Below are 21,813 nucleotides of genomic sequence, written 5' to 3'. Positions count from 1 at the left end.
ATATATTTGGGAAAAGGACTTGACATTAGGCCTTCTACCATTTTGATATTGCTTGCTTAGGAATTGAGTTTTGTATCTGCTAAAAATACAGAAATATTTCCTATGATAATAATTTTCTTCGCAATGGCTAAGGAAAGCTTTTCATTAGCATTTTATTAAGATAAGAAATAGCATCAAATTATTAATCCATTTTTACTAAAAAATGGATATAAAAAAAGATCCTCAATTGTTGAGGATCTTTTTTATCGAGTATTCTATTCGTTAGTCTAATTCAATTTCATATGGGATACGAGCTTGTATGCCACCTAATTGCATAAGATTCTGGGTTTTTTCATAAGTGTTGTAAAAACTACCCAATTCGTGTTTCATAATTCTGATTTTCGCTTGACCAGTTAATTCTTCCACAAATGCTTCTACAGGATCCTTAACTTTTGGTAGAGAAACAATTTTATAGTTTTCAATACCTGCTTTTTCTTTTGCGATATTAATTGCTGTTTCTAATCCACCAAGAACATCAACTAATCCAATTTCTTTTGCATCCATCGCATTCCAAACTCTACCTTGTGCTACTTCGTGAACGGCCTCGGTAGTCATGTTTCTACCTTCAGCTACTTTACTCAAGAAAGTGTCATAACCATTGTTAATAACTGTTTGAAGAATTTCTTTCTCTGTTCTGTTAAATTTTCTTGACGATACTGGTAGCATTAACGGATAGCTTCCTCCAAAGGCAGAATGCTTGTTTGTTCCGTAGTAATCGGTTGTTAAGCCTACTTTATTCTTTATTAATTCTTCACCTGAGAAAAATAAACCATAGATACCAATTGAACCTGTAATTGTATTGTTATCAGCAACAATTGTATCGGCAGGACAAGCAATATAATATCCACCAGAAGCGGCAACATTACCCATTGAAGCAATAACAGGTTTTGTCTCGGCTGCTAATTTTACTTCTCTCCATATAAAATCTGAAACATTAGCAGCTCCACCTGGAGAGTTAATTCTTAAAACAATTGCTTTAATCGATGAATCACGACGAGCTTTACGAATTGTATTTGCCATTTCAGGACCAATAGCATCTTCGCTTTGTTCAAAGCCTATAGCACCACTAGCATAAATAACTGCAATTTTATTTTTAGAAAATTGATAATTCGCATCAGGAGCTTTTGCATACTTCGAAGAACTAATCAATCTTAGTTTTTTATCTTCATCTAAACCTGCTAATTTTCTTAGTTTCGAATTCATTTCATCTTGATAGATAACGCCATCAATTAAGCCATATTTTAGAGCATCGTCTGCCTTTTTAATAGCTACTGCATCTATTAGTTCATTTAGTTTTTCGATGCTTATATTGCGCTCTTCTGAAATGCCCTTAAGTATTTGATTCCACATTGCACCAACGTAAGACATGGTTTGCTCACGACTTTCGTCACTCATATCATCACGGAAATATTGCTCGGTTGCCGATTTGTATTTTCCAACACGTATAACCTGTGCTTCAACGCCAATCTTTTCAAGAAATTTTCTGTAGAAAGTTCTTTCGCCACCCATACCTAGTATGAATAACATCGATTCAGGATTTAAATATACGCTATCGGCCACAGATGTTAGATAGTAGGCTTTTTGTGAATGACCCATATTATTGTAGCTGACAATAAACTTTCCTGTTGTTTTAAACTCCTTAAGTTTATTTCGAATCTCTTCAATTGATGCTAAACCACCAAAGTTGGCAGGAATATCGAATACGTTTAGGTAGATTCCCTTTATTTTATCATCCGTTTTAGCTTTTTCAATATTGCTTAGGATTGTATTTAAACCGATGTTTTTTGTTGGACTCATTGAAAGAACGTCGAAATCAGCAAGAGGATTGTCCGAACCTCTATCAACCAATTGATTGTTTAGCTTGATTTCAAGGATGCTTTTCGCTTTAACAGTAACCGGTTTGTCAGCACTTGATGCTATTCCAGCTATAATCATTATTCCTAAAAAAAGCAGAAGAAATCCACCAATAATAACTCCCAATATTGAAGCAAATGTAAATTTGAAGAAACTTTTCATATTATAATTTTAAATGGTAATCAATATCAAACCTACAAATTTAAATGTAGGGCATAATATTTATGTAAATATACTCTCTAACAAATATATCTAAATAAGCTGATATTGCTTTGATCAAAATATGAATTTTCGATGTACATTTTGATACTCGGGATTTCTTTGTTTCTTTTACCGATCAAATTGAATATTTATGACTAGAGTCTATTTTTTGTTGGGAGGTAATCTTGGCGATCGGGAACAGATCTTACGAGAGGCAATCGAAAAAATGAGTAAAGATGTTGGAACTGTTGTTAAGGTTTCAGCAATTTATGAAACAGAACCTTGGGGTTTCCATCATGAATTAAATTTCCTTAACCAGGTTGTTGTGCTCGATTCGGACTTGGAAGCTATAGAAATATTGAATCTTACTCAAAGTATAGAGAAGGACTTGGGACGAATTCGCAAAAAGAATCAATATAGTGAAAGAACAATAGATATTGATATCCTTTTTTATGGCGAGGAAAGGATAGCTTCTGAACGTTTGGAAGTACCGCATCCTCGTATTCAAGAAAGAATGTTTGCCTTAATGCCAATGATGGATGTAGGAGAGGATTTAGTTCATCCGGTAATTGGAAAAACGATTAAAGAACTATTGGCAGATTGTCCTGATAAAATGGAAGTGAAAAAATACAAATAAAAAAAAATGGCTGTTTGTTACAAACAGCCATTTCTTGATCGAAATATTTTTTATCCTAATTTCGAACCGAAAGCTAAATCTCCGGCATCACCACAACCAGGAATGATGTATGATTTAGAGTTTAATTCAGGATCAACTGCACCCATCCATAAAGTAATATTTTCTCCGGCAAGTTTTTCCTTTACAAATTCAACACCTTCTGTACTGGCAATAATAGAAACAATGTGAACATGCTTTGGTGTTCCTTTTGTAAGTATAGCTTTATATGCTAACTCCATAGATGAACCTGTTGCAAGCATCGGATCTGCTAAAATTACAACTTTACCATCAATAGAAGGAGACGCAATGTATTCGAATTTAATTTCGAATTCACCATCTTCGTTATAATTACGGTAAGCAGAAATGAATGCATTCTCAGAACGATCGAAGTAGTTTAATAAACCATTGTGCAATGGTAAACCAGCTCTAAGAATAGAAGCAACAACAACCTCATCTTCAGCAAGATTTGTTTTTGCAATTCCAAGCGGAGTTTGAACGTCTTTTTCAGAGTAATTAAAAGTTTTGCTGATTTCATAAGCAAAGATTTCACCCACTCTTTCTAGGTTTCTTCTGAATCGTAAAGGATCATTTTGAACATTTACGTCGCGAATTTCAGCTATAAATTGGTTGAAAAGGGAATTGTTGTCCCCAATAGTATGCACCATGATGTCGTATTTAAAAATTAGCTGAGCGCAAATGTAAGTATATTTCAAAAATATTAAACAAGAATTTAGCTAAAAATTGATAAGACTAATTCAATCTAAATTAGGCCTTCATCGGCAAAGCTAAAGAACTGATTATCTGCTATTATTAGATGATCTAATACTGATATGTTCATCAACTTACCAGCTTCGCTAGCTTTTGTAGTGACGTCTTTGTCGGCCTTAGAGGGATTTAGGTTTCCAGATGGATGATTGTGACAGAGAATTAAATTGGTTGCCTGTAAGAGAAGAGCATCTTTAAATACTAACCTCACATCGAAAACAGTTCCTGTTATGCCTCCCGATGAAACGTTTTTAATTTCTACAATCTTGTTTGCTTGGTTTAAGAAAACAACCCAAAATTCTTCATGCCCTAAATCTTCAACGTAGGGTGATAGAATATCAAATGCATCTTGGCTACAAGTAATCTTTTGCTTTTGTTTAGAAGGGAATGCTTTTTGTCTGCGGCCCAATTCTAATGCTGAAATAATTCCAATTGCTTTGGCTTCGCCAATACCTGGAATTTTTATTAAATCTGAAATGGATTTTTTTGCGAGTAAATTTAGATCGTTGTCGCAATGGGAAAGGATATATTTGGATAACTCTACTGCAGATAGTTTTCGGTTTCCACTTCCTATAATAATTGCAAGAAGTTCAGCTGATGATAAGCTTTTTACTCCTTTGTACATTAATTTTTCTCTGGGGCGATCTTCAACTGCCCAGTCTTTAATGCTTAATTTCTTATACTCATCCATCAATTCATATTTTGTAACTTAATTAAAGTTATGAATAAATATGAAATTATCAAACGAGGATTTACTACACGCCAAAAAAGGGTTCTCAATGAGAACCCTCTATTATAGAGTTGTAATGTCTTACTTACAGTTTGTTAACGTGTGAAGCTAATTTCGATTTCAAGTTAGCCGCTTTGTTTTTGTGAATTACGTTGATCTTAGCCAACTTATCCAACATAGCAGTAACTTTAGGTAGCAACTCAGAAGCAGCTTCCTTATCAGTAGTCGCACGTAAATTTCTTACGGCATTTCTCGTAGTTTTAGCATAGTACTTGTTATGCACTCTTCTAGCCTCAGACTGACGAATTCTTTTAATTGCGGATTGATGATTTGCCATCTCTTTATTGTATAATAATTATTTAAAACTGTAGTCCGTACGGGAATCGAACCCGTGTTACTAGAATGAAAATCTAGCGTCCTAACCCCTAGACGAACGGACCAAAAAAAATCTCCAAAAAGCAATTAAAGAATTGCAAAACTATGTAGTCCGTACGGGAATCGAACCCGTGTTACTAGAATGAAAATCTAGCGTCCTAACCCCTAGACGAACGGACCATCAAATTTGGAGCTGCAAAGATAATTGAAGTAATTTAATTTCGCAATACATTTCTGTATTTTTTTTCTTTAAATGCTATTGAAAAAAGAGAGTAATGATGTGCTCTAGTTTTTTTCTTTAGCGCTGCAAAGTAAGAGATAATTCTTTAAACCGACAATACTTTTTTTAAAAAAAATCATACTTTTTTTTACAGCCTAAACTAACTGCTTCAAACTTAGATTGAAATAGGGTTAGCGCCATTCAACAATTGTTCCTTTAGAACTATTTAAAAGATCGTTTGGGATGACATTTTGAATACTTTTAGCAAGTAAGTCGAGAAGTTTGTGTTTCGAATAATGTCGGGAATAAATCAAACTCACTTCGCGAAGTGGATGCAAATTAGTAAAAGGTTTTACTTGAGTCATCTTTTCTGTCGACATATACTGCGTTGCCAATTCCGGGATTAGAGTAAATCCACCTTCACGATCGATAATCTTCATTAATGTTTCGAGCGAATTACTTTCAAATTCAAAAGGCAACTCCTGATGCTGCATACTATGCATTTCGCATAGATTTATAACCTGATTACGGAAACAGTGCCCATCTCCTAACATCCAAATCTCTGAAGTCGCAATATCCTTTACTTCTATAATATCCTTTTTAAGTATCTCATGATCCTTATGAGCATATATCATCATCTCCTCGAAAAACAAAGGGACTTCTTTTATTTTTTCATCCTTCAGTGGGGTAACAAAGATACCAACGTCAAGTAAATCTTTTTTCAATGCCTCAACAATATCATCCGATACCATCTCTTCAACTTCAACCTTTACATCCGGGTAATCTCTAATATAATCACCAATAAACATAGGAAGTAGGAATGGTGCCAAAGTTGGAATGATACCAATCTTTAAACTACCCTCAACCGTTTCTCTATGATTCTTGACAATTTCATCAACCTTCTTTGCCTCTCCCAAAATAATTCGGGCTTGCTCAATAATTTGAATTCCTACATCAGTTGGAATAATAGGTTGCTTGCTTCTATCAAAGATGGTAACATCCAGAAATTCTTCAAGTTTCTTAATCTGCATACTTAAAGTAGGCTGCGTAATAAAACAGCTATCCGCTGCAGTTGCAAAGTGACGATGTGTATCGACGGCAACAATATATTCAAGTTGAGTTAAAGTAACCATATCAGTTTATTTTGTTTTTCTAATGATTTTGCATCACAAATATAAACAATATCTATTAGTCTATATACAATATTGATTTGATTGATGATGGAAAGTAAAGTATATTTGAAGTACAGAATAAGAACAACAATTATTTTCTTATTTGGTAACAGCTATAACATGCTAATATAGTAAATGTTACCTAATAATAGGGTTACAATATAATAGTTTGATAGTTTTTGTTATTTAAGTTTTATTAGATGTTTGGGTTTTGCAGCCGGGGTAGTTCCCGGCTTCTTTTTTGCCCAAACTTTAAAAGCGATTAAGGAGTTTTTCATCCTATATATTGGCTCCTCAATTTGTATTCATTCTCTTCTATTTCCTTTAATTTTTATTTCTTCGATTGTTTGAGGCGCAATGTCTTAATTATGAATAGATAGCACATATATGTTGTGTAGCACTCATGCTGAATAGCAGAAATTTCACTTGAAAATTATACTACTTTAGTCGGCGAATTAGAAATTATAAACCACATCATATAAACTGAATAACAATGCAACAAGGTATTAAAACAGTATCATTCGAAGAAGCTGCAAAGGTGATTAAATCAGGTGACAGAGTACACCTGCACTCAGTTGCTTTAGCGCCACACAAGTTTATTAACGCTATGTGTGACCGAGGTCGCAATGGTGAAATTTACGATGTAACTATACAGCACATTCACACCGAAGGACCGGCTCCATATGCTGCTACCGAGTTCGAAGGCATTTTCAATCTTGAATCTTTATTCGTAGGGGCAAATGTTCGTAAACAAACTCAAGCCGGATACGCTGATTACATTCCGGTATTCCTAAGTGAAACTCAGCAATTAATTCGCGAAGGTGTTCTTGACGTTAATGTGACTGTTGTACAGGTAAGTCCTCCGGACAAACATGGCTATGTTTCTTTAGGAACTTCTGTAGATTGTTCTCGTGCTGCTGTTGAAACTGCTGATACAGTTATAGCTATTATCAATCCAAACGTACCACGTGCTTTTGGTGATGCTATGATGCATTTAAGATCTTTCGATGTATTCTGTGAAGATGATTCTCCACTTATCGAACATCACAACGCTCCTCTTTCTGATATCGATATCGCTATTGGTAAGAATGTAGCAAATCTTATTCCTGATGGAGCTTGTCTTCAGATGGGTATTGGTGGAATTCCAAATGCTGTATTAGCTCAGCTTGGTAACCACAAAAATCTTGGTGTTCACACTGAAATGTTTGCTGACGGTCTTCTTCCATTGGTAGAAAGCGGTGTTGTAAACGGTATGAACAAAAAACTTGATCAAGGTAAAATCGTTGCTGGTTTCTTAATGGGAACTAAAGAACTTTACGATTTCGTTGATGATAATCCAGGTGTTTTGATGATGGATGTTGCTTACACAAATGGCGTACACGTTATTAAGCAAAACCCTAAAGTATGTGCAATTAACTCGGCTCTTTCTATTGATTTAACTGGTCAGGTTTGTGCTGATTCAATCGGAACAACTCACTATTCTGGTGTAGGTGGACAGATTGACTTTACTCGTGGTGCTGCTGCTTCAGAAGGTGGTGTTCCAATTATTGCTATGCCATCTGTAACTGGTAAAGGTGTTTCTAAAATTACACCAACTCTATTGCAAGGATCAGGTGTTGTAACAACTCGTAACAACATGCGTTGGTTTGCTACTGAGCACGGATGTGTTAACCTATTCGGTAAAACACTTCAGCAAAGAGCTAAGGCAATTATTTCTGTTGCTCACCCAGATTTTAGAGAAGAGCTAGATCAAGCTGCTTTCGAAAGATTCGGTTCTCATTACCACTTCGTTGCTAAAAAATACTAATATCGATAGTTTATCGATCAAAATAAAAAAGGCCTCATTCGAGGCCTTTTTTTATGAAGTATTTTTGATGTTTAATGATTAGCTTGAGGAACAGAGCCCATTAATTTATCTGATTTAGGAATGGTAATAAAAAAACTACTTCCTTTTCCTTCTTCACTATCAGCCCAAATCTTCCCGCCATTTTTTTCTACATACTCCTTGCAAAGAAGTAGACCGATACCAGCACCTTTTTCTTGTGCAGTTCCTAAAGCAAGATAGTCATTGTCCAATCGGAATATTTTATGAAGATTTGTTTTGCTCATACCAACACCTTCATCGGTTATTTCTAGCTCAACTAAATACTTTTTTTCTCTTGCCGAAATGGTGATTTTGCCTTCACGATATGAGAATTTAATAGCATTTGACAGTAAGTTTTTAAAGGTTTCGGTCATTGATGCAGTATCTGCGAAGGCTTTTATTGTACTGTCTAAATTGAAAATGATTTTTACATTTTTTTCTATTTGTTGTTCTGACAATTTTGATAAAGAGTAATCTAATAGTTCTTTTAGATTAAAAGCACGAGCAGCAAATTTTGTTTTCCCAGATTGTGAAGCTGACCAAGAAAGGAGCTTTTCGACTAAATCGGAAGTATGAAAAGATAAGTCGCGAATATTCTGGGAAAGATCCTTTTGAGATCCTATCTCTGGTTGCTCAAAGCTTTGAATCAATTTTGAACTCATTACCTTCATGTCATTGAAGGGAGTTCGTAAATCATTCGAAATTATATTGAATATTTTATCTTTAGTAAGGTTTAAGTCTCGTAAGCTAACTTCAGTTTCCTTTAAGCGAGAATTGATTTCCTCTAATTCGGTATTTTTCTCAGTAAGTGCCTGAGTTGCTTCTTTTCTTATTTTGATGTTTTTATTAGCAATGTATCCGATTCCACCAGCTAAAATAATTAAGGCTATAAAAAGGTAAATTACAATAGTCTGCTGACGGCTATAGGCTTTTAAACTCTTAATTTCATTTTTATTTTTTGAGATTTCGTAATTAGCTTCAAACTCTGCAATCTTGCCTTTGTCAATTTGATCAACAATACTATCATATTGCGTACTCGAAAATTCTCTAAAATATTCTAGCGCTTTTTTGTAATCACCTTGATTTGAAAAATATTCAAATAAATTTTCTGATGTGATTTTTTGCAAACTTCGGTCCTTGCATTGATTGGCATGTTCAAAAGCTGAAAGTAGATAAGTCTTAGCTTCTTCGCTAATGAAATATTTCATTAGAATTTCACCTATGCTATTGGAAGAGTAGGCTATTCCTTTTGTATTTCCAATTTGGCGATGCAAATTCAAAGCTATTTTGTGATATTCCAGACTCTTGTCGAAATTATTATAGCTTTCGTACAGTTTCCCAATGGATGAAAAGACATTTGCTTGTTCCTTTAAATCGTTTAATTCATCATATATCTTTAAGGATTCATTATAACTTTTCAAAGAGTAATCTAACTCATTTAGGTCTTTGTATACAGTTCCAATATTTTTTAGAGTTGCTGCAATGTATCTCTTGTTTCCAATCTCTTTTCGTAAGGCTAAAGATTTATTGTAGTAGGAAAGCGATTCATTGTAGTTGTTTAATCGCCAGTAGATGCCGCCTATGTCATTCATGCTGAATGCAATCAGCGTTTTGTCTCCAATTTCTTGTCGTATTTCTAATGCTTTTGCATAATAGTCAAGAGCTTTGTTATACTTGCCAAGGTTTTTGTAAACATTACCAAGGTTGTTTAAAGATGAAGAAATATCAGATTTATCGCCTAGTTTAGATCTAATTTCGAGTGATTTCAGGTAAAATTCCAACGAGCTTGCGTAATCTTTCTTTAGCCAATAAGTACTTCCAATATTATTCAAAGTGTAGGCAACTTCTTTGGGGCTGCCTTCCTTTTGTCTAATTTTTAGGGACTGGTTAAAGTAATTGAGTGCTTCTTCGTGTTTGTTAAGTATTTTATAGATTTCACCAATGTTATTTAGGCAACTAGCAGTGCCCTTGATATCATTAATCTGCCTACGTATTTCAAGCGCTTGAGTTTGACAATCCAAGGCCAATCTGTAATTATTAACTCTTCGATAAAGGTTTCCTAGATTATATAAATTAGATGATTTCTTTATGGGGTCATCTGCAGTAAGTATTACGATTTCTTTTGTGTATTCAACGCTTTTATCTGGATCTATATCGATATATAGACGTGAAAGCTCATTAAGTAAAGCGACTCTTTCTTTACCTGAAGTGCTTATTAGTAATTCTTCGGCCTTTAGAATTTGATCCTGATTTTGTCCGATCAATAAATTGGTCGGAGTTAACAGAAGAATAAATAAAATATATCTAAAGAGTTGAAGCATAGTATTCCTTGGTTTTAGGACTAATCATAGTGTAAAAATAGTATTAATTTAACCATCAGCAACATTGCGTTTCTCAAGGTGCTGAAAGTCAACTTAGTCCTTTTTTTTAGTGATTTTGCTAGCCAGTAGCTTTAGATCTACTCCAGTAAAGTTACCTGAACTCATTAAAAGTACATTTGTGTTGGTAAAGTTCATGGCTAGCAAATCAGAAATTAACAGATCGGAATCTGTATAAACCTTAAGATTATCGCCTCCAAATGCCTCAGCAACCTGTTCTTTAGTAATTGGCTCTAATTTTTTATGAGCGATTGTTTTTGGATCAAAATAAACGAATGCCTGATCAGCGGTACACATGGTATCCTTGTAATGAGGCAGGAATTCCTTTTTTAAACTACTAAATGTATGCAATTCCATACAGGCTATTAGTTTTCTGTTTTGATATTGTTTTTTTACAGCTTGCGTTGTTGCTTGTAATTTTGATGGCGAGTGTGCAAAATCTTGAAAAACACTACAAGTATCATTTTCGTCTAATTTTTGAAGACGGCGAGCTGCTCCAGAAAAATTCTGAATAGAGGAATAAAAATCAAGATCTGAAACACCAATGCTTTTGCAGATGTGGTATGCACCCATTAAATTTTGTAGGTTGTGTTCCCCAAAAATCTCAAGAGCATATTCTTCCGATTTACCTTTTAGTATGGAAAGGTTGTTTTCTACTCTAAACGGATGAGTATTATACGGAATGTAAGTAATATCTTCTCTTTTGTTCTTTAAGATTGTTTGAATGTGCTCATCCTTCTCAAAATAAATCAGACTTCCATCTTTTTGAATTAAATCCGTAAAGATTTCGAATTGTTCTACGTAATTATCAAATGTTGGAAAAACATTAATATGATCCCATGCAATTCCTGTTAGTAAAGCGATGTGTGGATGGTACAAATGAAATTTTGGGCGTGGATCTATGGGAGAGGCAAGGTATTCATCACCTTCAAAAACTGCTATTTTTGCATCCTCACTTAACTTTACCATTGTGTCGAATCCCTCAATTTGAGCACCAACCATATAGTCAAAATCGATATTATTGCATTTTAAAACATGCATAATCATCGAAGTTGTTGTTGTTTTGCCGTGTGAACCACCAATTACCACCCGAGTTTTATCTTTTGTCTGCTCGTATATGTATTCAGGATAAGAGTAGATCTTTAAGCCTAGTTCTTTTGCTTTTAAAAGCTCCGGATTATCTATTCTAGCATGCATACCAAGAATAATAGCATCTATGTCTGAGGTGATTTTATCAGGAAACCATCCCCATTTTTCAGGTAAGAGACCGTATTGTTCCAATCGACTTTTCGAAGGATCGAATATCTCATCATCCGAACCAGTAATATGAAACCCTTTTTTGTGTAAAGCTAAAGCTAAATTGTGCATCGCAGCACCACCAATGGCTATAAAATGTACTCTCATGGAATTTCGTTTTTAAAATCGTATTTTTGACTTGCGTTGAGAAGTCGCCTCTGTAAACTCTGAATTTACAGGAAAAAATAATTTTAAAGATAACATATTTAAGTTAAAATAATGAAAATATATAATATCGAAACGGGTAATTTTAAGTGTGATGGAGGAGCTATGTTTAGCGTTGTACCTAAACTTTATTGGAGCCGAAAATATCCAAGTGATGATGATAATTTATGCAATTGCGCCATGAGAAGTATGCTTGTGGTAGATGGTGAGCGTAAAATATTAATTGATAATGGTACTGGTGATAAGCAAGATGCAGCCTTTTTTGAACATCAACATTTGAATGGTGATGCTAGACTTATTTCTTCTTTAGCAAACGTAGGCTATTCTCCTACAGATATTACCGATGTTGTGTTGACGCACTTGCATTTTGACCATTGTGGTGGCGCTGTAAAGCATAATGAAAATAGGGATGGTTACGAATTGGTATTTCCAAATGCTACACATTGGGTAAGTAGAGCACAGTGGGAAAATTACTTAAATCCTAATATCCGAGAAGCTGACGCTTATTTTAAGGAGAACGTAATGCCCATAAAAGAAGCTGGGAAGCTGCAAATTGTAGAAGAGGAGGGAGAGTTGTTTCCAAATTTTGAGGTGCGATTTGTAAATGGTCACACGCCGGGTTTAATGATATCATTAATTAAGAATGAAGATCGTACTTTGGTTTTTGCTGGTGATTTTATTCCAACAGCGGCTAATGTTCCTGTAAAATGGTTGGCTAGTTACGATTTAAATCCAACTGTATCACTGAGTGAAAAGCAGATCTTTTTAAAAGAGGCTGTAGAAAATAATTACACCTTGTTTTTTCAACATGATATTACCACTGAATGTTGTAGTTTAAAACAAACAGAACGTGGCGTTAAGGTAGATAAATGTTTTGCCTTAGACGAGCTTAAATAAGACTTAGATCACTCTGGTATCCATAATTTATCAGAGTGTTTTCTATGGAATCAATTCTTTCGGTAACAGTCTTTTTTCTGCCAAAATCATTGTAGTTAGAATCAAGAGAATGCAAATAATATTCAATTACTCTAAGCTGGGTTGGGAAAGTTGATATTTCAAATTTCTTTTCCACATCGAGATGATTAATCCCTTTTTGATCCAATAATTCTTGCACAAAATATCCTGCCTTGTTTATCCTTTTAGATAAATTGAGCTCATTAAACACATGTAGAACCATTAAACTGGTCAGCAGTGCAATGCAAAAAATCACAAGTAGTACTGACATAATGTAAGATTTAGTTTAAGAATATTTAACTTACATGTATTCTACGAGAGATTCTTTAAAAAGTTTAATGGTAAACGAAATTAATGGTCTGAAGGCTAGGTAAAAGCCGAAAATTGAGATAAGGATATCTGCAGTAATATAAGGTTTTAGATAGCTGTTTGGAATCTTTATAAAAAAGCTTGAACTTATTCTAAAGCAAAACTGAATCACAAAAAAAAGAAAAATTTGCAATCCATTTGGGTTAAAGTTATTTGCAAGATCAAAATCGCCTCTAACGATAGCCGAAAAGCTTCTGGAAAGTCCGGTTGATGGACTTTCGTAACCTGTTAATTGTGTAAAAAAAGAGGGAACTGGATGCTTACCTCCTTCAGGGGAAAAAAGAGCAGAATAAAGAAAAATACATAGGATTATTCCTGCTAGAATATAGTTAACAATTTTATAATTGTGTTCTGCAGAAATATGAGAACTAGTCATTCTCTATTTTGATTTCAATATTAATGCTATCGGTTTTGATGTGAATTGAGTCAACACAAACTTCGTCTAATTGTTCTTCTAGTTCGTGCAATGCATCTTGTAAGTCTGGGTTGTGAACAGATTCTTCAATTACTTCTTCGATAACATCTTCTACAAAATCTTCAATTTCATCTTCGTTTAAACTTGCAATTCCAACTACAAAAACCAACCACAAAGAGGCAGCTAAAACACCAATTACTGATACGATTAATGCACCAATATTAATTCCGCGTGCACCATTACTTTTATTCGCTTGAGCTAGGCCAATACTGCTTAATACAATTGCAATAACACCAGGGATGATTGCAATAACACCTACACAAGGAATAAATCCCAACATAAAAGTTAAAATACCAAGTATTAATCCAATAATACCAAGTGTTTGTCCAGCATTTGTTCTCTCTTGTTCCATGATTAAGTAGATTGATCCAATAGGGTAAAGGTACTAATTTTTAGAGATAATATTGAAAAGATCTTCCTCAAGTGTTAATTCTGGACTTTCAATTATTCTCCCGATTTCTGTTTTACCTCTATAAATAATCATTATTGGAACAAACTCAACTTGGTTTGCTTTTGCATCATAACTAGGTGATTTTTTATAAGTGTCAAGAGCATGCATTTTAAGTTGAGGAAAGGGGAAGTTTATTTCTTCTAAAATTTTTATGAATCTAGGAACTTCTCGGTGGCTATCGTGGCACCAGGATCCAAAAATTAAATTAATAGAAATGTTTGATAGTTTTTGATCCGTTAGTTGTTTTAGTTTTTCTTCTTTTATTTGGTAGGATTTATATTCCGGAGCATACCAATCTTTACAGAGGTCCATTTGGAAAGCTTCAAGGTTAACTTGTCCGTAAAGAATTTGTTTTTCTATTCGAGAATCTTCTATCGTTTTATTTTGCGCTTGAAGGCTAATCGTAAGTATAGAAAGTAAAATTAGTAAGCTTAGTTTTTTCATTGCACTCATATTTAATTGAGGTAGAAATATAGCACAAAAAAAAGACAGGAACATTGTTCCTGTCTTTAAATATAGTGTAATAAAAGAACTAGTCTTTGTATTGCTCAATTAGGATGTCAAGCATCTGGATAGCACATTTTGATACTTTGGTACCAGGACCAAATACACCAACAACACCAGCTTCGTATAAGAAATCGTAATCCTGAGCTGGAATAACACCACCTGCAGTAACCATGATATCTTCACGACCCAATTTCTTCAATTCCTCGATAATAGCAGGAACCAAAGTCTTGTGACCAGCAGCCAATGAAGAAACACCAACGATGTGTACATCATTCTCTACAGCTTGCTTAGCAGACTCTTCCGGAGTTTGGAACAGTGGTCCCATATCAACGTCAAATCCTATATCAGCAAAACCAGTAGCAACAACTTTACCACCACGGTCGTGACCGTCCTGACCCATTTTTGCAACCATGATACGAGGACGACGTCCTGACAATTCTGCAAATTTATCAGCTAACTCTTTCGCTTTAGCGAAGTCAGCATCTTGTTTTGATTCTGATGAATACACGCCTGATACAGTTCTAATTACAGCTTTATATCTTCCACATACTTCTTCACATGCATCTGAAATCTCACCTAACGAAGCACGTAATTGTGCAGCCTTAACAGCAAGATCCAATAGGTTACCTTCGCCACCATTTGCACATGCAGTAATCGCTTTAAGAGCAGCTTTAACAGCAGCCTCATCACGGTTAGCACGAAGCTTATTCAATCTTTCGATTTGAGCAGTACGTACAGCAGTATTATCTACTTCAAGAATATCCAATGGATCTTCTTTCTCCAGACGGTACTTGTTAGTTCCTACAATAGTTTGAGTATTAGCGTCAATCTTAGCTTGAGTACGAGCAGCCGCTTCTTCGATACGAAGTTTTGGAATACCAGACTCAATTGCTTTAGACATACCACCTAATTTCTCAACCTCTTCGATATGAGCCCAAGCTTTGTCTACCAACTCCTGAGTCAATGACTCAACGTAGTATGAACCAGCCCAAGGATCTACAGCCTTACAGATTGTAGTCTCATCTTGAATATAAATTTGAGTATTACGAGCAATACGTGCAGAGAAGTCAGTTGGCAATGCAATCGCCTCATCCAATGCATTTGTATGCAACGACTGAGTGTGACCCAATGCAGCAGCCATAGCCTCGATACAAGTACGTCCAACGTTGTTGAAAGGATCCTGCTCAGTTAATGACCAACCTGAAGTCTGTGAGTGAGTACGCAATGCCATTGACTTAGGGTTCTTAGGATTGAATTGTTTTACAATCTTAGACCAAAGTAAACGACCAGCACGCATCTTAGCAATCTCCATAAAGTGATTCATTCCAATCGCCCAGAAGAAAGACAAACGAGGAGCAAAAGCATCAACGTCCATACCTGCAGCAACACCTTTCTTCAAGTACTCAAGACCATCAGCAAGAGTGTAAGCTAACTCGATATCTGCGGTTGCACCTGCTTCTTGCATGTGGTAACCTGAGATAGAAATAGAGTTAAACTTAGGCATCTTCTGAGAAGTAAATTCGAAGATGTCAGCAATAATTTTCATTGAAAACTCTGGTGGGTAAATGTAAGTATTACGCACCATGAATTCCTTAAGGATATCATTTTGGATGGTTCCTGAAAGTTCTTCCAACTTAGCTCCTTGCTCCAAACCTGCAACAATATAGAAAGCCAATACTGGAAGTACAGCACCATTCATAGTCATAGAAACAGACATCTTATTCAATGGAATTTGATCGAAAAGGATCTCCATATCAAGAATAGAGTCAATAGCAACACCTGCTTTACCAACATCACCAACTACACGAGCGTGATCTGAATCATAACCACGGTGTGTAGCCAAGTCAAATGCTACAGAAAGACCTTTCTGACCAGCAGCAAGGTTACGACGGTAGAATGCATTTGATTCTTCAGCAGTAGAGAAACCTGCGTACTGACGAACTGTCCAAGGACGCAAAGGATACATAGCTGAATAAGGTCCACGTAGGAATGGTGGTAAACCTGAAACATAGTTCAAGTGCTCCATACCTTCTAAATCTTCCTTGTTAAAAGCTGTTTTAACCGGAATTTGCTCTGGTGTCATCCAAGATTTTTCAATGCCGTTTTCCTTTTCCCATTCCTGAGAAGTAGCAGCAGCTCTTTGAGATGACTTGATATTTATATCTTTAAAATTTGGTTTCATTTTTTCTGTTTTTATCCTGTAGAGACGTAGCATGCTACGTCTTTACCGTGCAACATCTCTAATTAAATTCCAAGATTAGCTTGGTAAGCTTTTAAAGTTTCAAGAACGTTAGATTTCACGTTAACGAAGTTCTCGATACCTTTAGCTTTTAACTCGTCAGCACATGCAGGAGCACCTGCTACAACAAGAGTTGCGCTTCCTTTAAGTGCTTCGAAAAGCTCAGGAGCGATAGTTGCGTACTCATCATCTGATGAACAAATAACAACAATCTTAGCGTTCTTCTCTGTTACGAATTTCACACCTTCTTCAACCGAAGTAAAACCATTGTGGTCTTCAACATCGAATCCAGCACAAGCGAAGAAGTTACATGCAAACTGTGCACGAGCCTTACGCATATTCAAGTTTCCGATAGGGAACATCATCACCTTAGGACGACCATTTTCCTTAGCGTAAATATCAGTTTTGTTACGAAGAGTTTCGAAAGCCTGAGCACCACGGTATGGCTTCAATGTTTCGCAAACTGCGTTGTCAGCAGTTTTATCTTCTGGAGAAAGAGTTGCTTCTGGAATGGTTTCAAGAACCTCACCGAAGTTAGGGAATTGATTTGTTCCTAAGAAGTTTTCTTTACGAGTCGCAATAGCTAAATCTCTCTTCTGAGCAGTAGCCTTAATTGTTTCCTGAATGAATCCAGCTTTGAAAGCAGCAAGGTATCCACCTTTGTCTTCAACAGCTAAGAATAATTTCCAAGCCTCATCAGCGATTGATTCAGTTAATGACTCAATATAGTATGAACCAGCAGCAGGGTCAGCAATCTTACCCAAGTGCGATTCTTCTTTTAATAATAATTGTTGGTTACGAGCAATTCTTTCGGAGAATACTGAAGATTCAGCATAAACAGAATCGAAAGGTTTCACTGTGAATGAATCCAAACCACCTAAAACAGCAGACATAGATTCAGTTTGAGTACGCAACATGTTCACATAAGGATCATAAACAGACTTGTTCCACTCTGAAGTTTCACCATGTACAAACATTTTACAAACAGTTTCGTTTGAAGCACCAAATGCTTTAACGATGTTTGCCCATAGCATACGACCAGCTCTTAACTTAGCAATCTCCATGAAATACTTAGAGCTTGTTGCAAAGTTGAAACGCATTTTAGGAGCAACTTCGTCCACTGAAAGACCAGCTTCGATCATTTTTCCTAAATACTCAGCACCCGATGCTAAAGAGAAACCTAATTCTTCAACAATTGAAGATCCGGAGTTGTTGAATACACTACCTGTAACTGCAATAACTTTGTAGTTAGGAAGAGCCTTAGCAGCTTCAACAGCTTCTTTCACATATGCGAAAGCGCTCTCTTCAGTTCCACAATAGTTACCTACTGTACTGAACCCTTTAATAACATCGATAGCAACACCACCTTGAACCTTGTCTAAAGCAATACCTTTTTCAGTAGCTAATGCTTGTAGGTTTTGAAGAAGCTCAACAGAAGAATGTGTCTTTTCGAAGTTAATCTCAACACAATCCATATAGATACCTTCTAATAAAGTAGCTAATTCTTCTTTGCTGATAGATTTCCAGTTAAGAACGAATCCTACTGAATCGATACCTTTGTTTAAGATGTCCAACGCTTTTTCGTTAGCTGCTTTTACATCTTCAACAATAATATCCTGGCGAACTAACCAATCATTGTTATCCTTCTTGTTTCCACGAACATATGGAAAATCTCCAGGATAAGTATTCATGAAGGCTTTGTCATCCATGTTCTCCAGTCTGTAGAAAGGCTGTACATTGAATCCTTCATTCGTTCTCCAAACTAACTTTCTATCGTAGTCAGCCCCTTTAAGATCTTTAGTGATTTTGTCAATCCACTCTTGAGTTGATTGAGGAGCAAAGTCACTAAAAAGTTTATTATCTGCCATAACTGTAACTGTTAATGTAACTGTTTTAAAATTAGAGCCTAAAAATAAGGCCTTTTTATCACTTAGGGAAAGTTTAAAAAATGTTCTTAATCATACTTTTAGAACATGAAAAACTCTATTGTTTTGTGTTAAATTCTACTATAATCGGAGCATGGTCAGACACTTGCATCCACTGTTGGAGTGTTGTGCCACTGTTTGGAATAAATGCTCCATTGGTAAAAAGGAAATCTAACTTGCGATTCCAGTACCCATTTTTGTCTGTTGTATGCGTAAAGTGCTTCGAATTGTCATTTTTATAATCCTCTAATAATATCGCCGGATTATAATCTTCATAAAATGGGATCATCCAATCGGTTTCTTCTGCATAATTATCTGCTTCAAAATCTCCATCGGTACAAGCCGAATCATCAAATTGGCTAGTTTGTTTGCTGTAAGGCGGAAGGGAATTAAAGTCTCCACCAAATATGAATCGTTCACCATTTTGTTTTAGAGAATCGATATGTGACTTAATAATATCCAGTTGTTTTTTCTTTGTATCATCTTTTGCATAAGCAGATGCGTGAGTTGTAAGCAGGTGTAAGGTCTTACCTTCATGCTCTAGCTTAATTCCCAAGATATTCCTTTTTAGATAAAAGTAACGAACGATAAAATTTTGCGATTTAATTAAAGGAAGTGTTATGCGTTTTGCATCGGTAAACTTCCATTTCGATAAAATAGCATTTCCCGAATCCATTTTACCGATTCCATCGCTAGGAATGTGTTTGGCTTTCCATTGCGAAGCGTAGGCTGCAAAATTAAAATCAGTATTGTCAAGCAAATATTGAACTTGATCTACAAAGGCACTTCGTTTTGCATTTACATCTGCCTCCTGTATCATTAAAATGTCAGGATTTACTTCACGGATTTTTTCAGCCACAGCTGACATGTTTTCCAAAACTTCAGATTCTTCCATAATCACCCTTTCTCCGTGGCAATCGAAGAAGAAATCGATTCGACCCCCTCCAAATTTAATGTTCCATGTCATTACTTTTAATGTGTCAGGAAAAGCAAATTCTTTCTGTTCGATACTTTCATATAGCGATACTTCGTCTCCTATTTTAGTTGCAAAAGGATCACAAGCTGCGAAAAGTAAGATTAATAATACGAGATATATTTTTCCAAATTTATTCATGTCATTATATTACAATGAGTAAATCCATAAACATAGAAAATCAAATATGATTGTGATAATTGGTTGATAGAGAGTATTTCTTAGAGAATTTCTTCCATTGTTTCAGCAGGAACAGCAAATATTGCTCTGTGATCATTAACCACAATTGGTCTTTGAATTAGATTTGGGAATTCGATTAGAATTTTAATCCATTCATCGTCGTTAAAATTTTTACCCTTAAAGTCTGTTTTGTAGATTTTTTCATGAGTTCGAATGATTTCAACAGGTTTCTTTGCCATTCTCATCAATACGTCGGCAAGTTCTGCTTCTGTATATTCTTCTTTCAGGTACAAACGGATTTCAGGCTCTAAGCCTTTGTCTTGTAGGTATTTTAATCCAGCTCTACTTTTAGAACAACGAGGATTGTGATATATTTTTAACATGTTTAATTCTGGTTTATAGTTTAAAGTGATACAAATATACGTCTTTCAGCTTTATCGAGGAGAATTGAATTTGTGTTTTGTAAATTAAAAAAAAAGCTTGAAAAATTAATTTAGGAAAGAATTGTCAGTCGTAAGACAAAATTATTCATTATTCTTTACTAAGTTTGAATTATATAAATAGATATATAACTACAGTATGGTAAAGCAATTCATATCAAATAGGAAATTTGAATTAATTGGTGGTCTAGTAGGCCTTTTAGGAGGATTTCTTTATTGGAAATATGTTGGATGTGTAAGTGGAACTTGCGTAATACAGGCCAATTGGTATACAATGGTTCCTTACGGGGTGTTGTTCGGAGTTTTAATTGGAGGGATGTTTAAACCCAAAAAAACAAAAGAGTAGAGACGTTGCAGGTAACGTCCCTACGGTATTTTATTTTTTTTCGTCATTACTAAATTCCATTAGGAATGCTTTAATGAATCCATCCAAATCACCATCTAAAACGGCTTGAACATTGGATGTTTCGTGGCCTGTTCTCACATCCTTAACTAGCTTGTAAGGTTGCATTACATAGGACCGAATTTGCGATCCCCATTCAATTTTCTTTTTAGAACCTTCAATTTTATCAGTCTCTTCCTGACGTTTTCTTAGTTCCAATTCGTACAACTGCGATTTTAGCAATCGAAGTGCATTTTCACGATTTCCGTGTTGTGAACGGGTTTCGGTATTTTCAATAATAATGCCAGTAGGAGCATGTCGTAATCGCACACCAGTTTCTACCTTGTTCACATTCTGTCCACCTGCACCACCTGAACGAAATGTATCCCAAGAAATATCAGCAGGATTAATTTCAATTTCGATCGTATCATCAATGGCAGGATATACATAGACCGATGCAAAAGTGGTCATTCGTTTGTTGGCAGAATTAAACGGAGAAAGGCGAACCAAACGGTGTACACCATTTTCCGATTTAAGATATCCGTAAGCAAAATCGCCTTCAATTTCGATAGTTGCCGACTTTATTCCAGCTTCGTCACCTTCCTGATATTCTAAGGAAGTCACCTTATAGCCATGAGCTTCACCATATCGTAAATACATTCGATAAAGCATTTCGCACCAATCACAACTCTCAGTACCACCAGCACCCGAATTTATTTTCAGAATAGCACCTAGCTTATCCTCATCTTTCCCGAGCATATTTTTAAGCTCTAAAGCTTCAATTAATGTTTCGCTTGAAGCAAATTGCTCATCAACTTCTTCTGGAGATGCTTCATCTTCTTTGGCAAAATCAAACAAAATCTGAAGGTCATCAATGGCTTCTTTTATCTCATTGTATGATTCTACCCAAGATTTTATTCCACGAAGCTTTTTCATTTGAACTTCGGCCTCTTTTGGATTGTCCCAAAAACCTGGAGCCTGAGTTCTCATTTCATCTTCTTGTATCTGTATTAATTTGGCATCAATGTCAAAGATACCTCCTTAACGCTGCCGTGCGTTCCGCTAAATCTTTTAGCTGGTCTATTGTTATCATTCTTGAATTTTATAATTGAGATGTAAAGGTAGTCAACAGTGAGCAATTAACAAGGATCGGTTGTTGATTGAATAAAAATTCGAATTGACT

General features: G+C 35.5%; 20 protein-coding genes and 2 tRNA genes. 4 read left to right on the top strand and 18 right to left on the bottom strand.

Translation table 11 applies throughout. The annotated features are described in order from the left end of the window. Positions 1-261: 261 nt before the first annotated feature. Positions 262-2,055 (bottom strand): signal peptide peptidase SppA, encoded by a 1,794-nt coding sequence (gene sppA / locus L3049_RS10520; RefSeq protein WP_275109765.1) that lies wholly within the window; start codon positions 2,053-2,055, stop codon positions 262-264. A 190-nt stretch (positions 2,056-2,245) separates the two neighbouring features. Here sppA and folK point away from each other — a divergent pair, with 190 nt between their 5' ends. After that, positions 2,246-2,731 (top strand): 2-amino-4-hydroxy-6-hydroxymethyldihydropteridine diphosphokinase, encoded by a 486-nt coding sequence (gene folK / locus L3049_RS10515; protein ID WP_275109764.1) that lies wholly within the window; start codon positions 2,246-2,248, stop codon positions 2,729-2,731. Between the two features lie 50 nt (positions 2,732-2,781). On the opposite strand, the gene upp is transcribed toward folK, so the two are convergent. From upp to L3049_RS10485, 6 genes are all read right to left on the bottom strand, one after another. Then, complete coding sequence (gene upp, locus L3049_RS10510) at positions 2,782-3,435, bottom strand: uracil phosphoribosyltransferase (RefSeq protein ID WP_275109763.1); 654 nt, start codon at positions 3,433-3,435, stop codon at positions 2,782-2,784. Between the two features lie 95 nt (positions 3,436-3,530). After that, positions 3,531-4,226 carry a RadC family protein gene (gene radC, locus L3049_RS10505; protein ID WP_275109762.1) on the bottom strand — a complete coding sequence of 232 codons (696 nt, stop codon included), beginning with the start codon at positions 4,224-4,226 and terminating at the stop codon, positions 3,531-3,533. A 124-nt stretch (positions 4,227-4,350) separates the two neighbouring features. Continuing rightward, a complete protein-coding gene (gene rpsT, locus L3049_RS10500) occupies positions 4,351-4,602 on the bottom strand; it encodes a 30S ribosomal protein S20 (protein ID WP_275109761.1) in 252 nt (83 codons plus the stop codon). A 31-nt stretch (positions 4,603-4,633) separates the two neighbouring features. Continuing rightward, a tRNA-Glu gene (locus tag L3049_RS10495) sits at positions 4,634-4,705 on the bottom strand. 43 nt (positions 4,706-4,748) lie between these two features. After that, positions 4,749-4,820, bottom strand: a tRNA-Glu gene (locus L3049_RS10490). Between the two features lie 231 nt (positions 4,821-5,051). Then, positions 5,052-5,993 (bottom strand): hydrogen peroxide-inducible genes activator, encoded by a 942-nt coding sequence (locus tag L3049_RS10485; protein ID WP_275109760.1) that lies wholly within the window; start codon positions 5,991-5,993, stop codon positions 5,052-5,054. Between the two features lie 532 nt (positions 5,994-6,525). Here L3049_RS10485 and L3049_RS10480 point away from each other — a divergent pair. Then, complete coding sequence (locus L3049_RS10480) at positions 6,526-7,839, top strand: acetyl-CoA hydrolase/transferase family protein (protein WP_275109759.1); 1,314 nt, start codon at positions 6,526-6,528, stop codon at positions 7,837-7,839. A 71-nt stretch (positions 7,840-7,910) separates the two neighbouring features. On the opposite strand, the gene L3049_RS10475 is transcribed toward L3049_RS10480, so the two are convergent. Both L3049_RS10475 and L3049_RS10470 read right to left on the bottom strand, forming a co-directional pair. After that, positions 7,911-10,217 carry a tetratricopeptide repeat-containing sensor histidine kinase gene (locus tag L3049_RS10475; protein WP_275109758.1) on the bottom strand — a complete coding sequence of 769 codons (2,307 nt, stop codon included), beginning with the start codon at positions 10,215-10,217 and terminating at the stop codon, positions 7,911-7,913. A 93-nt stretch (positions 10,218-10,310) separates the two neighbouring features. Further along, positions 10,311-11,678, bottom strand: coding sequence for a UDP-N-acetylmuramate--L-alanine ligase (locus tag L3049_RS10470; protein ID WP_275109757.1), 1,368 nt, complete (start codon positions 11,676-11,678; stop codon positions 10,311-10,313). 111 nt (positions 11,679-11,789) lie between these two features. Here L3049_RS10470 and L3049_RS10465 point away from each other — a divergent pair, with 111 nt between their 5' ends. After that, positions 11,790-12,632, top strand: a complete 843-nt coding sequence (locus tag L3049_RS10465; RefSeq protein WP_275109756.1) for an MBL fold metallo-hydrolase — start codon at positions 11,790-11,792, stop codon at positions 12,630-12,632. Here L3049_RS10465 and L3049_RS10460 read toward each other — a convergent pair. The 8 genes from L3049_RS10460 to arsC form a co-directional block, all read right to left on the bottom strand. After that, the gene (locus L3049_RS10460) at positions 12,625-12,960 is read right to left on the bottom strand and encodes a hypothetical protein (protein WP_275109755.1); all 336 of its coding nucleotides are present in this window, start codon (positions 12,958-12,960) and stop codon (positions 12,625-12,627) included. The genes L3049_RS10465 and L3049_RS10460 overlap by 8 nt on opposite strands. A 30-nt stretch (positions 12,961-12,990) precedes the next feature. Next, positions 12,991-13,434, bottom strand: coding sequence for a DUF2752 domain-containing protein (locus tag L3049_RS10455; protein WP_275109754.1), 444 nt, complete (start codon positions 13,432-13,434; stop codon positions 12,991-12,993). After that, complete coding sequence (locus L3049_RS10450; RefSeq protein ID WP_275109753.1) at positions 13,427-13,885, bottom strand: hypothetical protein; 459 nt, start codon at positions 13,883-13,885, stop codon at positions 13,427-13,429. Before L3049_RS10450 ends, L3049_RS10455 begins: the two co-directional genes overlap by 8 nt. A gap of 33 nt (positions 13,886-13,918) precedes the next feature. Continuing rightward, positions 13,919-14,428, bottom strand: a complete 510-nt coding sequence (locus L3049_RS10445) for a hypothetical protein (RefSeq protein WP_275109752.1) — start codon at positions 14,426-14,428, stop codon at positions 13,919-13,921. Positions 14,429-14,516: 88 nt separating this feature from the next. Further along, positions 14,517-16,673 carry a methylmalonyl-CoA mutase gene (gene scpA, locus L3049_RS10440; protein ID WP_275109751.1) on the bottom strand — a complete coding sequence of 719 codons (2,157 nt, stop codon included), beginning with the start codon at positions 16,671-16,673 and terminating at the stop codon, positions 14,517-14,519. A 62-nt stretch (positions 16,674-16,735) separates the two neighbouring features. Continuing rightward, positions 16,736-18,598, bottom strand: coding sequence for a methylmalonyl-CoA mutase family protein (locus L3049_RS10435; protein ID WP_275109750.1), 1,863 nt, complete (start codon positions 18,596-18,598; stop codon positions 16,736-16,738). Between the two features lie 115 nt (positions 18,599-18,713). After that, complete coding sequence (locus L3049_RS10430) at positions 18,714-19,769, bottom strand: endonuclease/exonuclease/phosphatase family protein (RefSeq protein ID WP_275109749.1); 1,056 nt, start codon at positions 19,767-19,769, stop codon at positions 18,714-18,716. 80 nt (positions 19,770-19,849) lie between these two features. After that, complete coding sequence (arsC, locus tag L3049_RS10425; RefSeq protein ID WP_275109748.1) at positions 19,850-20,191, bottom strand: arsenate reductase (glutaredoxin); 342 nt, start codon at positions 20,189-20,191, stop codon at positions 19,850-19,852. Positions 20,192-20,387: 196 nt separating this feature from the next. Here arsC and L3049_RS10420 point away from each other — a divergent pair, with 196 nt between their 5' ends. Then, on the top strand, positions 20,388-20,594 hold the full coding sequence (locus L3049_RS10420) for a hypothetical protein (RefSeq protein ID WP_275109747.1): 207 nt from the start codon (positions 20,388-20,390) through the stop codon (positions 20,592-20,594). A gap of 30 nt (positions 20,595-20,624) precedes the next feature. Here L3049_RS10420 and prfB read toward each other — a convergent pair. Continuing rightward, positions 20,625-21,723 (bottom strand): peptide chain release factor 2 gene (prfB, locus tag L3049_RS10415; RefSeq protein WP_275109746.1). Its coding sequence is split into 2 segments (ribosomal slippage): positions 20,625-21,659 and positions 21,661-21,723, totalling 1,098 coding nucleotides; the frame shifts between segments, so codons are not numbered across the junction. Positions 21,724-21,813: the final 90 nt, after the last annotated feature.

It is taken from the genome of Labilibaculum sp. DW002 (assembly GCF_029029525.1).
GTDB classification, from domain to species: Bacteria; Bacteroidota; Bacteroidia; order Bacteroidales; family Marinifilaceae; genus Paralabilibaculum; species Paralabilibaculum antarcticum.
The sequence above is the reverse complement of the archived record's forward strand: the minus strand, read 5'-3'. Positions and strand labels throughout refer to the sequence as shown.

Bases quoted from the DNA above. Each gene is read 5' to 3' on its own strand.
- L3049_RS10445 (WP_275109752.1), bottom strand. From the start codon at position 14,428: ATGAAAAAACTAAGCTTACTAATTTTACTTTCTATACTTACGATTAGC.
- L3049_RS10420 (WP_275109747.1), top strand. From the start codon at position 20,388: ATGGTAAAGCAATTCATATCAAATAGGAAATTTGAATTAATTGGTGGT.
- sppA (WP_275109765.1), bottom strand. From the start codon at position 2,055: ATGAAAAGTTTCTTCAAATTTACATTTGCTTCAATATTGGGAGTTATT.
- L3049_RS10460 (WP_275109755.1), bottom strand. From the start codon at position 12,960: ATGTCAGTACTACTTGTGATTTTTTGCATTGCACTGCTGACCAGTTTA.
- L3049_RS10485 (WP_275109760.1), bottom strand. From the start codon at position 5,993: ATGGTTACTTTAACTCAACTTGAATATATTGTTGCCGTCGATACACAT.
- L3049_RS10435 (WP_275109750.1), bottom strand. From the start codon at position 18,598: ATGGCAGATAATAAACTTTTTAGTGACTTTGCTCCTCAATCAACTCAA.
- folK (WP_275109764.1), top strand. From the start codon at position 2,246: ATGACTAGAGTCTATTTTTTGTTGGGAGGTAATCTTGGCGATCGGGAA.
- arsC (WP_275109748.1), bottom strand. From the start codon at position 20,191: ATGTTAAAAATATATCACAATCCTCGTTGTTCTAAAAGTAGAGCTGGA.
- L3049_RS10455 (WP_275109754.1), bottom strand. From the start codon at position 13,434: ATGACTAGTTCTCATATTTCTGCAGAACACAATTATAAAATTGTTAAC.
- L3049_RS10450 (WP_275109753.1), bottom strand. From the start codon at position 13,885: ATGGAACAAGAGAGAACAAATGCTGGACAAACACTTGGTATTATTGGA.
- scpA (WP_275109751.1), bottom strand. From the start codon at position 16,673: ATGAAACCAAATTTTAAAGATATAAATATCAAGTCATCTCAAAGAGCT.
- radC (WP_275109762.1), bottom strand. From the start codon at position 4,226: ATGGATGAGTATAAGAAATTAAGCATTAAAGACTGGGCAGTTGAAGAT.
- L3049_RS10475 (WP_275109758.1), bottom strand. From the start codon at position 10,217: ATGCTTCAACTCTTTAGATATATTTTATTTATTCTTCTGTTAACTCCG.
- upp (WP_275109763.1), bottom strand. From the start codon at position 3,435: ATGGTGCATACTATTGGGGACAACAATTCCCTTTTCAACCAATTTATA.
- L3049_RS10465 (WP_275109756.1), top strand. From the start codon at position 11,790: ATGAAAATATATAATATCGAAACGGGTAATTTTAAGTGTGATGGAGGA.
- L3049_RS10480 (WP_275109759.1), top strand. From the start codon at position 6,526: ATGCAACAAGGTATTAAAACAGTATCATTCGAAGAAGCTGCAAAGGTG.
- rpsT (WP_275109761.1), bottom strand. From the start codon at position 4,602: ATGGCAAATCATCAATCCGCAATTAAAAGAATTCGTCAGTCTGAGGCT.
- L3049_RS10430 (WP_275109749.1), bottom strand. From the start codon at position 19,769: ATGAATAAATTTGGAAAAATATATCTCGTATTATTAATCTTACTTTTC.
- L3049_RS10470 (WP_275109757.1), bottom strand. From the start codon at position 11,678: ATGAGAGTACATTTTATAGCCATTGGTGGTGCTGCGATGCACAATTTA.